The sequence below is a fragment of the Streptomyces sp. TLI_171 genome, assembly GCF_003610255.1.
Lineage (GTDB): Bacteria > Actinomycetota > Actinomycetes > Streptomycetales > Streptomycetaceae > Kitasatospora.
The window spans coordinates 4,975,969-4,991,395 of sequence record NZ_RAPS01000001.1 but is presented as its reverse complement, the minus strand read 5'-3'; the positions used below and the strand labels follow the sequence as shown (position 1 = coordinate 4,991,395).

Sequence of the window (15,427 nt, the reverse complement as noted above, 5' to 3'; positions counted from 1 at the left end):
CGCTGCAGCACGTCCACGAAGTAACGATCCCTCAGGCCCCGATCGGGACGTCACCCTCCGCGGGCGCGCGAGCGATTCGCGCGCCCCCGGAGGTCTTCGCACCACCGCGTACGGAGAACAGCCCAACGGCCACCCACACGAAGGCGTGACACCGAGCCCGCTGCTCGCGTGCCGTCGCCGCCGCGCCGCCGAAATCCGGAAGACTGAAGGGCCCGGCCACGATTCGTCGGGCAGTCGCCCGCTTCCGGGGAAAGGGAGTCATGTCCGAACCCTCCCGTTCTCAAGCCCACGTGCACCGCGAGCCCTCCGACGCCCCCGGGCCGGTCGGGACGCGGGCGCCGGGGGTCCGGAGAACCGCCGCGGGAGTCAGCGAGCTGGTCCAGGCGGCCATGCCGCTGATCGCCGAGTGGCTTCCCACCCAGCGCTGGTACGCCGGCAAGGGGCGGCCGATCGCCGCCCTCACCCCGGTGGTCGGCACGCCGCTGCAGGTCGGCGACCCGGCCCTGCTGCACCTGCTGCTGCGGGTCGAGCACGGCGGCGCCACCGCCGGCCCGGGGGACGTCTACCAGCTGCTGCTGGGCATCCGCTCGGAGCAGCCCGCGACGGTCGGCCCGATGGCGGTGCTGGGCCGGCTGACGGGCGGCACCTACGACGGCGCGACGCTGTACGACGCGGTGCACGACCCGGAGCTGACGGGCCGTCTGCTGGAGCACCTGGCGACCGGCGACCGGTTCGGCTCGCTGTCGTTCCGCCGCACCCCGGGCCCGGGCCTGCCCGGCAACCTGCCGGGGCGGGCGTCCACCGCGGAGCAGTCCAACTCCTCGGTGATCTACGACACCGCCTTCATCCTGAAGCTGTTCCGCCGGATCAGCCCCGGCACCAACCCGGACCTGGAGCTCTCGCTGGCGCTGTCCCGGGCCGGCTCGACCCGCATCCCCCGGGTCGCCGCCTGGTTCGAGAGCCGGCTGGAGCGCTCCGAACCGGCCACCCTCGGGCTGCTCCAGCGCTACCTGCCGGACGCCGAGGACGGCTGGGAGCTGGCCCTCGACCAGGTCGCGCGGCTGAAGGGCGACCCGTCGCCGGGCAACTTCGCGATCGAGGCGCACCGGCTGGGCCGGGCCACCGCCGAGGTGCACCGGGTGCTGGCGCGCACCATGCCGACCGCCCGGCTGGACCGGGCGAAGCTCGCCGATCTGGCCGGTGCGATGGGCGACCGGCTGGACTCCGCGGTCACCGCGGTGCCCGGCCTGCTGCGCTACCGGCCGGCGCTGCGGGCCGCCTTCGAGCAGCTGACGGAGGCTCACCTGGACGGGCTGCTGGTGCAGCGCATCCACGGCGACCTGCACCTCGGCCAGGCGATGCGCACCCCGCAGGGCTGGGTGCTGCTGGACTTCGAGGGCGAGCCGGCCAAGCCGCTGGCCGAGCGCCGCCTGCCGCAGCCCGCGCTGCGCGACGTCGCCGCGATGCTCCGCTCCTTCGACTACGCGGCCGCGCACCTGCTGGCCGGCTCCCCCGGCCAGGACCCGGAGCTCGCCCACCTGGCCTCGGCCTGGGCGGCCCGCAACCGGGCCGCGTACTGCGCCGGGTACACCGCGGGCGGCGGCGTCGACCCGACCGGGACGCCGGAGCTGATGCGCGCCCTGGAGATCGACAAGGCCGTGTACGAGGTGGTGTACGAGGCCCGGCACCGGCCGAGCTGGCTGCCGATCCCGCTGGCCGCGATCAACCGGCTGGCCGACTCCGTCTGACCCCGCCGCCCGGCCGCCCCCGAGGCGGCCGGGCGGCCCCTCTCCCCCGCCGTCCCAGCAGCAGGTACCCCTCAGGAGGACTCCGCCGTGACCCCGCTCGGTCCGCTCGACCCGTCCGCCGACCGCCAACCGGCCGTCCCGGCCACGTTCCGCAGCGGCCCGCGCACCAAGGGGGCCGCAGGGCGGGCCCCCGCGAAGTCCGCGGCCGCCCCGGAGGCGCCCGCGAAGCCCGCCGGGAAGGCCGCTGACCGCTCCGCCGACCGGTCCGCGGCGAAGCCGCCCACCCGGGCGGCCGCCCAGGGCGCCCGGAGCGCGGGCGCCGCCCCGGCGGCCGCGCTCCCGGAGCCGGCCCGCCGGCCGCAGGGCGGCTCGGCGCTGCGGCTGCCCGAGGCGCCGCTGCCGCCCGCCGAGGTGGAGCGGCTGGTCTCCGGCGCGCACCACGACCCGCACGCCCTGCTGGGCGCGCACGAGCTGCCGGAGGGCACCGCGATCCGGGTGCTGCGGCCGCTGGCCGAGCGGGTGGTGGTGGAGACCGAGCTCGGCCCGGCGGAGCTGACGCACCAGCAGGACGGCCTGTTCACCGGCCTGCTGACGGGGCAGCGCTTCCCGCGCTACACGCTGCGGGTGACCTACCCGGGCGGCGAGCCGCTGGCCCAGGAGGACGGCTACCGGTTCGCCCCGACGCTGGGCGAGCTGGACCTGCACCTGATCCGGGAGGGCCGGCACGAGCAGCTCTGGCAGGCGCTCGGCTCGCACCTGCGCACGGTCGACGGGGTGGCCGGCACCGCGTTCGCGGTGTGGGCGCCGAACGCGGTCGGGGTGCGGGTGATCGGCTCCTTCAACCACTGGAACGGCACCGCGCAGCCGATGCGCTCGCTGGGCTCCTCGGGCGTCTGGGAGCTGTTCGTGCCGGGGATCGGAGAGGGCGAGACCTACAAGTACCAGATCCTCACCCGCTCCGGCCGGGTGCTGGAGAAGGCCGACCCGCTGGCCCGGGCCACCCAGTGCCCGCCGGACACCGCCTCGGTGGTGACCGTCTCGCGCTACGAGTGGCAGGACGCCGGGTGGATGGCGGAGCGCGCGCGCACCGTGCACCACCGCGCCCCGATGTCGGTCTACGAGCTCCACCTCGCCTCCTGGCGGCCGGAGCTGACCTCGTACCGGGAGATCGCCGCGGAGCTGCCCGGTTACCTGCAGGAACTCGGCTTCACGCACGTCGAGTTCATGCCGGTGATGGAGCACCCGTTCGGCGGTTCCTGGGGCTACCAGGTGTCCGGCTTCTACGCCCCGACCGCCCGGCTCGGCAGCCCCGACGACTTCCGCTTCCTGGTCGACACCCTGCACCGGCACGGCATCGGCGTGCTGGTCGACTGGGTGCCCGCGCACTTCCCGAAGGACGACTTCGCCCTGGCCCGGTTCGACGGCGAGCCGCTGTACGAGCCGGCCGACCCGCTGCGCGCCGAGCACCCCGACTGGGGCACCCTGGAGTTCGACTACGGCCGCACCGAGGTCCGCAACTTCCTGGTCGCCAACGCGGTGTACTGGTGCGAGGAGTTCCACGTCGACGGCCTGCGGGTGGACGCGGTCGCCTCGATGCTCTACCTCGACTACTCGCGCGAGGGCGGCGCCTGGACCCCCAACCAGTACGGCGGCCGGGAGAACCTGGACGCGGCCTCCTTCCTGCAGGAGATGAACGCCACCGTGTACCGGCGCTGCCCGGGCGTGCTGACGGTCGCCGAGGAGTCCACCGCCTGGGACGGCGTCACCCGGCCCACCGACAGCGGCGGCCTGGGCTTCGGCCTGAAGTGGAACATGGGCTGGATGCACGACTCGCTGGTCTACATGTCCAAGGAGCCGGTGCACCGCAAGTACCACCACAACGAGATGACCTTCTCGATGGTGTACGCCTACTCGGAGAACTACATCCTGCCGATCTCGCACGACGAGGTGGTGCACGGCAAGCAGGCGCTGGTCTCCAAGATGCCCGGCGACTGGTGGCAGCAGCGCGCCAACCAGCGCGCCTACCTGGGCTTCATGTGGGCCCACCCCGGAAAGCAACTGCTGTTCATGGGGCAGGAGTTCGCCCAGGGCGCGGAGTGGGACCACGAGCACGGCCCGCAGTGGTGGGTGCTCGACGAGGCCTGGCCCGCGCACGCCGACCACCGCGGCGTCCAGCGGCTGGTCGGCGAGCTCAACCGGGTCTACCGGGCCACCCCCGCCCTGTACGAGCAGGACACCGTCCCGGCCGGCTTCCAGTGGCTGGAGGGCGGTGCGGCCGAGGACAACGCCCTCGCCTTCGTCCGGCACGCCGCCGACGGCTCCCCGCTGGTCGCCGTCTGCAACTTCTCCCCCGTGGTCCGCCACGGCTTCCGGGTCGGCCTGCCCCGCCTGGAGGGCGCCGAGCAGCTCTGGGAAGAGGCCCTCAACACCGATGCCGAGCAGTACGGCGGCAGCGGCATCGCCAACTCCCGCCCGGTGAAGTCCGAGCCCGCCGAGTGGAACGGCCAGCCCCGCTCCGCCGAACTCGTCCTCCCCCCGCTCGCCACCGTCTGGCTCCGCCCGGCCCGCTGACACCCCGTCGGAGGATTCCGACCGGCCGGACGGGCGCACCCCGTCCGGCCGCAACGGCACCGCCGGAGCACAGTGCGACTGTCGTACGAAGGTATGGTCGAGGTGACCGCAGCCTGGGACGACGGACGGAGAGCTCCACCGTGGCGCGCAGCGTGTACGTGACCGGGATCGACCGGGGGGACGGCCGGCAGGCCGTGGAGCTCGGGGTCATGGAGCTGCTCACCCGTCAGGTGGACCGGGTCGGGGTGTTCCGGCCGCTGGTGCACGCGCCGGAGGGCGGCGAGGCGGGCAGCGACCACGTGGTGGAACTGCTGCGCAGCAGGTACCGGCTGGACCTGCCGACGACCGAGCTGTACGGGCTGACCTACGACGAGGCGGCCGCGCTGCAGGCCGCGCAGGGGCAGGACGAGCTGGTGTCCACGCTGGTCGACCGGTTCCACAGGCTGGCCCGGCGCTGCCAGGCGGTGCTGGTGCTGGGCACCGACTTCGCGGGGACGAACATCCCGGACGAGCTGGCGTTCAACGCGCGGCTGGCGAACGAGTTCGGGGCGGGCGTGCTGCCGGTGGTGGGCGGGCAGCACGAGGACCCGCAGGCGGTGGTGGCGGAGGTCCGCAACGCGCACCGGGCGTACCGGGACCTGGGCTGCTCGATCCTGGCGATGATCGCCAACCGGGTGGCGCCGGGCGCCAAGCAGCAGGTGCAGCGGACGCTGACCGAGAAGCTGCCGGTGCCGGTGTACGTGATCCCGGAGGAGCCGGCGCTGTCCGCACCGACCGTGGCGCAGCTGGTGGAGGCGACCGGCGCGCAGGTGCTGCTGGGCGACGCGGCGGGGCTGTCCCGGGACGTGCGGAGCTTCGTGTTCGGCGGCGCGATGCTGCCGACCTTCCTGAACGCGCTGACCGAGGGCGCGCTGGTGGTGACCCCCGGCGACCGGGCCGACCTGGTGATCGGCGCGCTGGCGGCGCACGCCGCGGGCGCCCCGCCGATCGCGGGCGTGCTGCTGACGCTCGGCCAGCACCCGGGCCCGAACGTGATGGCGCTGGCGGCCCGGCTGGCGCCCGGCACCCCGGTGGCGGAGGTCTCCGAGGGGTCCTGGCTGACCGCGGCGGCGCTCACCCACCTGGAGGGCCGGATCGGCCCGAACAGTCCACGGAAGGCCGAGGTCGCCCTCGGCCTGTTCGAACTGCACGTGGACACCGCCGAGTTGACCAGCCGGATCGAGCTCAGCCGGTCCGAGCGGGTGACCCCGATGATGTTCGAGCACGCGCTGCTGGAGCGGGCCCGCGAGGACCGCCGGCACATCGTGCTGCCGGAGGGCGTCGAGGACCGGGTGCTGCGCGCCGCCGAGGTGCTGCTGCGCCGCAACATCTGCGACCTGACCCTGCTCGGCGACCCCGACGCGGTGCACCGCAGGGCGGCCGCGCTGGGCATCGAGTTCCCGCAGGCCGGCGACGCGGGCGCGCAGGTCCGGGTGGTCGACCCGGCGGCCAGCCCGCTGCGCCAGCAGTTCGCCGAGCTGTACGCGAGGGCCAGGGCGCACAAGGGCATGACGGTGGAGCGGGCGCTGGACGTGGTCACCGACGTCTCGTACTTCGGCACCCTGATGGTGCAGGAGGGCATCGCGGACGGCATGGTGTCGGGCGCGGTGCACTCGACGGCGGCGACCATCCGCCCCGCCTTCGAGGTGATCAGGACCTCGCCGGGAGCGGCGATCGTCTCCTCGGTGTTCTTCATGTGCCTGGCCGACAAGGTGCTGGTGTACGGCGACTGCGCGGTCAACCCGGACCCGGACGCCCAGCAGCTGGCCGACATCGCGATCCAGTCCGCGGAGACCGCCGCCCAGTTCGGGGTGGAGCCGCGGGTGGCGATGCTCTCCTACTCCACCGGCACCTCGGGCTCCGGCGCGGACGTGGACAAGGTCCGCAAGGCCACCGAGCTGGTCCGCGAGCTCCGCCCCGACCTGCTGGTGGAGGGCCCGATCCAGTACGACGCGGCGGTGGACGCGCACGTCGCGGCGACCAAGCTGCCCGGCTCGGCGGTCGCCGGCCGGGCCACCGTGCTGATCTTCCCGGACCTCAACACCGGCAACAACACCTACAAGGCGGTGCAGCGCTCGGCCGGGGCGATCGCGGTCGGCCCGGTGCTGCAGGGGCTGAACAAGCCGGTCAACGACCTGTCCCGGGGCGCGCTGGTGGAGGACATCGTCAACACCGTGGCGATCACCGCGATCCAGTCCCAGCCGCAGAGCCAGTCACCCGCAGGAGGCGCGCAGTGACCACCGGTACCCGAGTCCTGGTGCTGAACGCCGGGTCCTCCTCGGTGAAGTACCAGCTGATCGACATGCTGGACGGCGCCAAGCTGGCGTCCGGCCTGGTGGAGCGGATCGGCGAGGCCGGCGGCGGCCGGCTGCTGCACGTGCCGCTGGTCGGGGAGCCGCGCGAGACGCTGCAGGTCGTCGCCGACCACGGCGCGGCGCTGAAGGCGGTCGCCGAGGAGCTGGCCGCCGACCGGATGGGCCTGGACTCGCGGGAGCTGGCGGCGATCGGCCACCGGGTGGTGCACGGCGGGCTGCGCTTCACCCGGCCGACGCTGATCACCGACGCGGTGCTGGCGGAGATCCGCCGGCTGATCCCGGTCGCGCCGCTGCACAACCCGGCGAACATCACCGGGATCGAGGTGGCCCGCGCGCTGCGCCCCGACCTGCCGCAGGTCGCGGTGTTCGACACCGCCTTCCACGCCACGCTGCCCGAGCACGCGGCCCGGTACGCGATCGACCGGCAGACCGCCGACGAGCACCGGGTGCGCCGCTACGGCTTCCACGGCACCTCGCACCAGTACGTCTCGCGGGCCACCGCCCGGCTGCTGGGGCGGGACCCGGCGGAGCTGAACGTGATCGTGCTGCACCTGGGCAACGGCGCCTCGGCCTCCGCGGTGGCGGGCGGGGTGTGCGTGGAGACTTCGATGGGGCTGACCCCGCTGGAGGGCCTGGTGATGGGCACCCGCTCCGGCGACGTGGACCCGGGCCTGGTGTTCCACCTGCACCGGGTGGGCGGGATGACGATCGATCAGATCGACGACCTGCTGAACCGGCGCAGCGGCCTGCTCGGCCTGTGCGGGGACAACGACATGCGCGAGGTCTGGCGGCGGGCCCAGGAGGGCGACGCGGACGCCAAGTTGGCCTTCGACACCTACGTGCACCGGATCCGCCGCTACCTGGGCGGCTACTACGCGGTGCTCGGGCGGGTGGACGCGGTGGCGTTCACCGCGGGCGTCGGGGAGAACTCCTCCGAGGTGCGGGCCGCGGTCTGTGCCAATCTGGAGGAACTGGGGATCTCGGTCGATCCGGAGCTGAACGCGGTGCGCTCCCGGGACGCGCGGGTGGTCTCGCCGTCGTACGCGCGGGTCACCGTGGCCGTGGTGCCCACCGACGAGGAACTGGAGATCGCCCAGCAGACGTTCGCGCTGGTCCACGAGGTGTAGACCCCGCGCGGGATGACTACTCGTCAGTATCCCACCCCTCGGAATGTTCGTTGGCGATATCTGACGATTCGAGCTGAATGTACCGATAACACGAACGGATAGACTGACGGATATGCGCCGAGCGAAAATTGTCTGCACCCTGGGTCCCGCGACGGACTCCTACGAACAGCTGAAGGCCATCGTCGAAGCGGGCATGAACGTCGCCCGCCTCAACATGAGCCACGGCTCCCACGCCGAGCACGAGGACCGGTACCGCCGGGTCCGCCAGGTCTCGGAGGACACCGGCCGCACCATCGGTGTACTGGCCGACCTGCAGGGCCCCAAGATCCGACTGGCGACCTTCGCCAACGGACCGGTGACCGTTGACAACGGCGACACGTTCACCATCACCACCGAAGACGTTCCCGGTGACCAGCACATCTGCGGCACCACCTACAAGGGCCTGCCCGGCGACGTGCGGCCCGGCGACCCGATCCTGATCAACGACGGCGTCATCGCCCTGGAGGTCGTCAGCGTCGACGGCCCGCGGGTGAAGACCGTCGTGGTCGAGGGCGGCGTCCTCTCCAACAACAAGGGCATCAACCTGCCCGGCGCGGCCGTCAACGTGCCCGCGCTGTCCGAGAAGGACAAGGACGACCTGCGCTTCGCCCTGCAGCTGGGCGTCGACATGGTCGCGCTGTCGTTCGTCCGCAACGCCGCGGACATCGACGACGTGCACAAGGTCATGGACGAGGTCGGCATTCGTGTGCCGGTCATCGCCAAGATCGAGAAGCCGCAGGCCGTCGAGGCGATGGAGGAGATCGTCCTCGCCTTCGACGCGATCATGGTGGCCCGCGGCGACCTCGCCGTGGAGTACCCGCTGGAGAAGGTGCCGCTGGTCCAGAAGCAGCTGGTCACCCTGGCCCGCCGGAACGCGAAGCCGGTCATCGTCGCCACCCAGATGATGGAGTCGATGATCCACGCCTCGCGCCCGACCCGCGCCGAGGTCTCCGACGTCGCCAACGCCATCCTGGACGGCACGGACGCGGTCATGCTGTCCGCCGAGTCCTCGGTCGGCAAGTACCCGGTCGAGACCGTCAAGACCATGAGCAGGATCGCCGAGAAGGCCGAGGAGGAGCTGCTCTCGCAGGGCCTCCAGCCGCTCAACCCGGGCCGCAAGCCGCGCACCCAGGGCGGCTCGGTCGCCCGCGCCGCGTGCGAGCTGGGCGACTTCCTCGACGGCAAGGCGCTGGTCGCGTTCACCAAGTCCGGTGACACCGCCCGCCGGCTGTCCCGCTACCGCTCGCCGATCCCGGTGATCGCCTTCACCCCGGACGTCGCCACCCGCAACCAGCTCTCGCTGAGCTGGGGCGTCGAGGCGTACGTCTCGGAGCAGGTGGCCACCACCGACGAGATGGTCGAGCAGGTCGACCGCGAGCTGCTGAAGATGGGCCGCCTCGCCGAGGGCGACACCGTGATCGTCACGGCCGGCGTGCCGGTCGGCATTCCCGGCACCACCAACATGGTGCAGGTCCACCACCTGGGCGCCCGCTCCGAGAGCTGAGCACCCGGTAACGACGCCGCAGGGCGGGACCCGAGGACCGGGTCCCGCCCTGCGGCGTTCGTACCTACGGCGTCGTCAGCCGTCGTAGGGCGTCTCGTCGTTGAACAACCGCATGCCCGGGATCTTCAGGTCGCCACCGAACTGGCCCGCCTGCACCGCCTTGGCGTCGTTCAGGGTGAGGTCCAGCGGAATCGGCACGGCGCCCAGCAGGTCCCACAGCCACTTGGGCAGGGTGTCCGGGGTCAGCGTGATCGGGCCCAGGTCGATCGGTATCGGCAGGCCGTAGACCGCCGCGAGGTGGCCCGACAGGCTCTCCACGTACATGGTGATCGGGCCGTTGCGCATGGTCGAGGTCGATCCCTCGCGGCTCTTCACGTGGAAGGTCAGCCCCGGGATCTGGATGGTCGACATGTCCAGGTTCTCGATGTCGACGCTGGCGGTGGTGAACTTCAGCACCCGCTTGGTGCCGCTCTCCGTGGTCACGTCGTAGACGCCGTTGAACACCGAGCCGTGCAGCGCCAGCTTGGTCGAGTGCAGCACCCAGTTCTGGTCCGGCACCACGTGGCCCGAGGGCGCGGCCTTCGCGGCCAGGCCCTTGGTGCTCACCAGGCAGTTCGGGTCGGCCGAGGCGGACGCGGACGGCGACGGCGAACCGGCCGCCTTCGGGGTGGTGGCGGGCGCGGAGGAGGCCGGGGCCTTCGGCGTCGCCGAGGGCGTGGCGGCGGCCCGTCCGGCGGTGGACGGGGACGGCGCGGCCGAGGGCGTCGCGGCGGTGGACGGGCTCGCGGAGGTCTCGGCCTTGGCGGTCGGCGTGGGGGTCGGCGTCGCGGCGGAGCCCGGGTGGATCAGGTTGTTCCACAGGTCGTCGATCACCCCGGCCTGCTGCACCGAGGGCGCCGCACCGGAGTTCGGCGCGGTGTACACGGCGGTGCCCGCGGTGGTGGAGCCGGTGAACACCGCGGGCACCGCGGCGGCGCTGCCCGCGGGCGCCTGCCCGGAGGCGGCGGCCTCCGCCTGGCTCACCGAGGAGTCCGGCAGCACCTTGATCTCGCTCTTCGGGACGGGCGTCTCCTTGAGCACGGTGTCCGGGCTGCTGGCGCACGCGCCGGCCTGCGGGTCGGCAGCCACGGCGAGGGTCGGCGCGTAGGCCGCGCCGACCAGCAGCGCGGTCGGCACCGCCGCCATCGCCAGCGCCCGCCCGCGCAGCCGGGCACCGACACCCTCCCGGGGCGCCGCGTGCCGCGGGCCGGTGACGGTCGGCTTCTCGGACTCGGTCACCGCTGCTCCTCCTCGGCGGGCTGCGTCGGGGCCGCTCCGTACTCCAGGGGCTGCTCGGCGGCGGGCTGCTCGGCGAACGTCCCGGCCGGTTCGGCGACGGTCTCCTCGGCGACGGCGACCGGCGCCTGCAGCGGCGCCCAGGACACCAGCAGGCCGCCGGCGATCAGACCCGGGATCAGGCCCAGGCCGAAGCCGCCCAGGTTGGAGACCGGAATGGAGATCAGCGCCAGGATGGTGGTCGCGACGCCGCAGAAGATCCGCACCAGCGGCTGGAACCAGGCGGTCAGGCCGAGCGCGATCATCAGCAGGCCGATGATCAGCGAGCCGGCGCCGGCCGTGGTGGACATCGCCACCGTGAGCCCGCCCAGGCTGAGGTGCGCGTACGGGAAGTAGAGGATCGGGAGGCCGGCAATCATGGCCAGCAGGCCACCCCAGAAGGGCCGGGTGCGCCGCCAGGCGCGGAACCCCCATCGGACGCGGCTGACGAAGCCGACCGGGCCCTCGGGCCAGGCCTCGACGGTTGCGCTGGACATGGTGCGACTCCTCGATGGTGGGTCCGAGGGGAAAGACGGATGGCCCCGGGGTCGCCCGGGGAGCGGTGACGAGGGGGCGGCGCGCGTCCGCCCCCTCGGACCAACTGGTCCGCCGTCGGGCCCGGTCGACGGGCCCTCAGGAGCGGACTACTTGTAGCACTCGCTGTCGGTGCCCTGGTTGATGTTCAGCTTCAGGCCCGGGAGCGTGAAGGTGCCGGCCGAGGTGGCCCAGGCGGTCTGCTGGACACCGGTGAGGTGAGCGGACTCGGCGTGCTGGGCGAAGCCCTGGGCGCCGGTCGGCAGCTTGCCGCCGTCGTTCTTGAGCTTGTCGACCGCAGAACCCTGCAGGGTGCCGGCGTCCTGGCCGATGTTGATGTTCTTGAACTCGGCGTCGGCGTTCAGCTGGGTCATGTCGATCAGCAGCTGCTGGGCGTCGACCTTCTTGGCGTCGTCCGAGCTGTTGCCGGCGTTCAGGACCAGGGTCCACTTGCCGAGCGGGCCGAGGTCGGTGACGACCGACTGGCAGAGGTTCTGCAGCTTGGCGTGGTCGAAGGACGAGATGGCGACCGGGTGCGGGGTGCCGTTCTTCTCGACGTCGACGCCGCCGAACTGCGAGAAGCCCTCGCCCTGGAGGTCCTGCACGGTGACCTTGAACTGCTGGCCGGAGACCGAGAACGAGGCCGCCAGCGCGGAGTTGGCCAGGGAGACACCGATCGCGGCGGTGGCCGCGACGCTGGGCACCATCACCAGGGCGAAGCGCTTCCAGCGGGTCTTGCCGTAAGACTGGGACATGCGAGTCCTCCTTCTAGGACGTACATCTCCGGCCGTTCCGGTGCGTCCCGCACATGGTCCGGCCCGGGATGGGAGAGAGCTACGTCCTCGGTAGCGGAGAGCGCCGCGCCGTGGGGACGGCGTTCGGCGATCACCCCCGAGCGACAACCGTGCGACCGCGCGGGCTGCGCGACCGTGGAGGCCAGGAACCGCCGCGTGGGATCTGCGGTTACCCCCCTGCCCTCACCCGGTGGGGACCCTCGTTGCCGAGGGACCGGGCGTCGCCGATCGTTGTCGAATCCCGGGCTGAGCACAAGAGGTCCGTTACTGACGGGTAATCCAACAGTGAACACCGTCGATCATGGAATCGAAGGCTCCACTACGGATCGTCACCACGGGGCGGTGTCGGGCCGACCGAAACCCGGGAAAATAACAGCGAACACCCCTTCTTCGTCACCTGGAGTGACGAAGAAGGGGTGTTATCAAGATTTGGTAAACGTGCCCGGATTACCCGTGAAAGTCGTCAAATCACCGACGACACCGCAGGTCATCCGAGGTGTCACCGAGTGCCGCCGGAACAGCCGTCAGAACAGCACCCGGGCCAGCGCCTGACGGGCCGCCACGGTGCGCGGGTCCTCCGGACCGATCACCTCGAACAGCTCCAGCAGCCGCAGCCGCGCGGCGTCCCGGTCGTCGCCGAAGGTCTTGGCGACGGTGTCCACCAGCCGCCCGAAGGCGTCCTCGACGTGCCCGCCGACCAGGTCCAGGTCCGCCGCCCGCAGCTGCGCCGGCACGTCCTTCGGGTCGGCCGCCGCGTCCGCCCGCACCCGCTGCGGGTCGAGCTTCTCCACCCGCTGCAGCAGCTGCGCCTGCGCCAGGCCCAGCTTCGCCTCGACGTGGCCCGGCCGGTCGCTCAGCACGGCCTGGTACGCCAGCACCGCGCCGTCCAGGTCGCCCCGGTCCAGCGCGTCGTGCGCGGCCTCCAGCTCCGGGTCGACCGGCACCCGGGGCGCCGCCTCGGCGCCCTCGCCGACCGCGCCGCCGGCGGCCCCGCCGACGATGCCGAAGCGCTGCTCGGCCACCGCGATCAGCTGGTCCAGGATCTTGCGGACGTTGGCCTCGCTCTCGGCGCCCTGGAACAGCGGCACCAGCTGGCCCGCCACCACGGCCATCACGGCCGGGATGCCCTGGATGCCGAACTGCTGGGCGATCAGCTGGTTGGCGTCGACGTCGATCTTGGCCAGCACGATCCGGCCGGCGTACTCCTCGGCGAGGCGCTCCAGGATCGGACTGAGCTGCTTGCACGGGCCGCACCACTCGGCCCAGAAGTCCACCACCACCGGGACCTCGGCCGAGCGCTGGACCACCTCGGACTCGAAGGTCTCCTCGGTGACGTCCAGTACCAGGGGGTAGTCCGCGAGCGCCGGGCCGTCGCCCGACGCCGCCTGCCGGGCCCGCTCGGCCCGGGTCTGCTCGGCCTTCTGGGCGGCCTCTCCGGCCGCCTTCACCGCGGCGAGGTCCACCGCACCGCGCAGGGCGGAGCTGTTGAGACGCGAATTCCGTGACTGCATGGCTCTATCCTCCCCCGTCGGAGCCGGTGCCGGACGCCATCCGCCCGGAAAAGACCGGCGCGAGCCGCCCGCCTCCCCCGGCGGAGCCCGAACCGTGGACGCGGATCCCCATCCGCGTCGCGCGCCCGCCCGATCCCGGAGGGCAGGGCGCGAAGGTTGTCGCTCTTTCGCTACTGGTCGTAGCGTATCTGTCTCCCGGGCTCCCCCCGCAAGCCCCCACCCCCGTCCGGGAGCGTGAGCTGCCCCACTTTCGCCCGCGCGCCGGGTGCCGGAGGGGGTGGCGGGTCGCTACCGTGGGGCGAACAAGTTACTTCTGAGTAAACAAGCCAGGAGGCGCGGTGGCCCCCACCACCCGGCAGCCCGCCGAGCACCGGGACCCGTCGGCCGGGCCGGTGGAGGACGCGCCGCCCGCCCGCGGCAAGGGCCGCCCCCGCAGCGCCGCCGCCGACCAGGCCATCCTGGAGGCCACCCGCGAGGCGCTCGCCGAACTCGGCTGGGGCGGGCTCACCATGGGTGACGTCGCGCAGCGCGCCGGCGTCGCCAAGACCACCCTGTACCGCCGCTGGCCGTCCAAGAGCGAGCTCGTCGTCGACGCCATCGCCAGCCTGTTCGACCAGCTGGAGTGCGCCGACCGCGGCAGCCTGCAGGCCGACATCGAGGCCGTGGTCGCCCGGTTCGCCGAGCTGCTCTCGCTGCCCGAGACCCAGGCCGCGCTGCTCGCGCTGTTCGCCGAGGGCTCCCGCGACCCGCAACTGCGCCGCCGGATCCGGGAGCGGATCGTCGAGCCGCAGAAGGTGCTGGTCCAGCTCGGCCGGGCCAACGCGCAGGCCCGCGGCGAGATGGACCCCGACCGGGACCCGGCCGCCGCCGACGAGGAGATCGACATCATCTTCGACACCATCGCCGGCACCGTCGAGCACCGGCTGCTGGTGAGCGGCGAACCCGTCACCGCGGACTGGATCCGCCGCTTCACCACGCTGCTGCTCGGCCCCCTCCCGGGCCTGCTGCGCTGACCCTCCGTCAGGCCGCGAGCCCGGTCAGGTCCAGCGTCGCCAGCCGCTCCGGATCGGTCAGCACGTCGATCTGCGCCACCCGGCCGCCCACCACGGTGAACGCCATCACCGACACCGCCTTGCCGTCGATGACCGTCAGCACCCCGTAGGCGCCGTTCACCAGCACCAGGCGGCCGAACGGGGCCAGGTGCCGGAAGCCCTGCGCCGAGGACGCGATCGTCGTGCCGCCGCGGATCACCTTGCTCAGCTGCGCCATCGCCGCGCCGCCGTCCGCGCGCAGCACCGCGTCCGGGGCCAGCACCGCCACCAGGCCCTCGAAGTCGCCCTCCCGGGACGCCGCCAGGAACGCCTCCACCGCGGTGCGCTGCGCCAGCGGGTCGCGGTCCGGCTCCGGCGCGCGCTCCTTCACCCGCTTCCTGGCCCGGCTGGCCGCCTGCCGCACCGCCGCCGGGGACTTCTCCAGCAGCGGCGCGATCTCCTCGAACGGCACCGCGAACAGGTCGTGCAGCACGAACGCCAGCCGCTCCGCCGGGCCCAGCGTCCCCAGCACCACCTGCAGCGCCATCCCCACCTGGTCGCCCAGCAGCGCCGCCGCCTCCGGATCGTCCCGCTCCGGCGCGGCCAGCACCGGGTCCGGCACCTCGGTGTCCAGCGCGTCCTCGCGCCGCCGGTCCCGGCTGCGCAGCTCGTTCAGGCACACCCGGGACGCCACCGTGGTCAGCCAGCCGCCGAGGTTGTCCACCTCCGCGTCGACCTCCTCCGCGTGCCGGTCCAGCCGCAGCCAGGTCTCCTGCACCGCGTCCTCGGCCTCGCCCAGCGAGCCGAGCATCCGGTACGCCACCGCCCGCAACCTGGGCCGATGCGCCTCGAAGCGCTCCGCGAGAAGAGTTCCCCCGCTCATCTGTCACATCCCTTTCC

At 73.0% G+C, this 15,427-nt stretch carries 11 protein-coding genes; 6 read left to right on the top strand and 5 right to left on the bottom strand.

The genetic code is table 11. The annotated features are described in order from the left end of the window. Positions 1-260: 260 nt before the first annotated feature. The 5 genes from BX266_RS22780 (at position 261) to pyk (ending at position 9,343) form a co-directional block, all read left to right on the top strand. Positions 261-1,748, top strand: a complete 1,488-nt coding sequence (locus BX266_RS22780; RefSeq protein WP_259464805.1) for a maltokinase N-terminal cap-like domain-containing protein — start codon at positions 261-263, stop codon at positions 1,746-1,748. 87 nt (positions 1,749-1,835) lie between these two features. Beyond that, positions 1,836-4,319, top strand: coding sequence for a 1,4-alpha-glucan branching protein GlgB (gene glgB, locus BX266_RS22775; protein ID WP_099902609.1), 2,484 nt, complete (start codon positions 1,836-1,838; stop codon positions 4,317-4,319). Positions 4,320-4,459: 140 nt separating this feature from the next. Then, complete coding sequence (pta, locus tag BX266_RS22770) at positions 4,460-6,595, top strand: phosphate acetyltransferase (RefSeq protein ID WP_099902608.1); 2,136 nt, start codon at positions 4,460-4,462, stop codon at positions 6,593-6,595. Next, positions 6,592-7,800: an acetate kinase gene (locus BX266_RS22765; protein WP_099902606.1), complete on the top strand. Its 1,209-nt coding sequence runs from the start codon at positions 6,592-6,594 to the stop codon at positions 7,798-7,800. Before pta ends, BX266_RS22765 begins: the two co-directional genes overlap by 4 nt. Positions 7,801-7,912: 112 nt before the next feature. Beyond that, complete coding sequence (pyk, locus tag BX266_RS22760; protein ID WP_099902604.1) at positions 7,913-9,343, top strand: pyruvate kinase; 1,431 nt, start codon at positions 7,913-7,915, stop codon at positions 9,341-9,343. Positions 9,344-9,418: 75 nt separating this feature from the next. Here pyk and BX266_RS38790 read toward each other — a convergent pair whose 3' ends face one another. The 4 genes from BX266_RS38790 to trxA form a co-directional block, all read right to left on the bottom strand. Next, positions 9,419-10,621 (bottom strand): hypothetical protein, encoded by a 1,203-nt coding sequence (locus BX266_RS38790; RefSeq protein WP_180290575.1) that lies wholly within the window; start codon positions 10,619-10,621, stop codon positions 9,419-9,421. Then, on the bottom strand, positions 10,618-11,154 hold the full coding sequence (locus BX266_RS22750; RefSeq protein WP_099902603.1) for a DUF6114 domain-containing protein: 537 nt from the start codon (positions 11,152-11,154) through the stop codon (positions 10,618-10,620). Before BX266_RS22750 ends, BX266_RS38790 begins: the two co-directional genes overlap by 4 nt. 147 nt (positions 11,155-11,301) lie before the next feature. After that, the gene (locus BX266_RS22745; RefSeq protein WP_099902601.1) at positions 11,302-11,946 is read right to left on the bottom strand and encodes a DUF6230 family protein; all 645 of its coding nucleotides are present in this window, start codon (positions 11,944-11,946) and stop codon (positions 11,302-11,304) included. A gap of 563 nt (positions 11,947-12,509) precedes the next feature. Then, positions 12,510-13,496, bottom strand: a complete 987-nt coding sequence (gene trxA / locus BX266_RS22740) for a thioredoxin (RefSeq protein ID WP_099902600.1) — start codon at positions 13,494-13,496, stop codon at positions 12,510-12,512. A 392-nt stretch (positions 13,497-13,888) separates the two neighbouring features. Between trxA and BX266_RS22735 the strand changes: the two genes are divergently transcribed. Continuing rightward, positions 13,889-14,509: a TetR/AcrR family transcriptional regulator gene (locus BX266_RS22735; protein ID WP_099908185.1), complete on the top strand. Its 621-nt coding sequence runs from the start codon at positions 13,889-13,891 to the stop codon at positions 14,507-14,509. A gap of 7 nt (positions 14,510-14,516) precedes the next feature. Here the strand turns inward: BX266_RS22735 and BX266_RS22730 are convergent, their stop codons facing one another. Continuing rightward, positions 14,517-15,410, bottom strand: coding sequence for a sigma-70 family RNA polymerase sigma factor (locus tag BX266_RS22730; protein WP_099902598.1), 894 nt, complete (start codon positions 15,408-15,410; stop codon positions 14,517-14,519). Positions 15,411-15,427 lie beyond the last annotated feature (17 nt).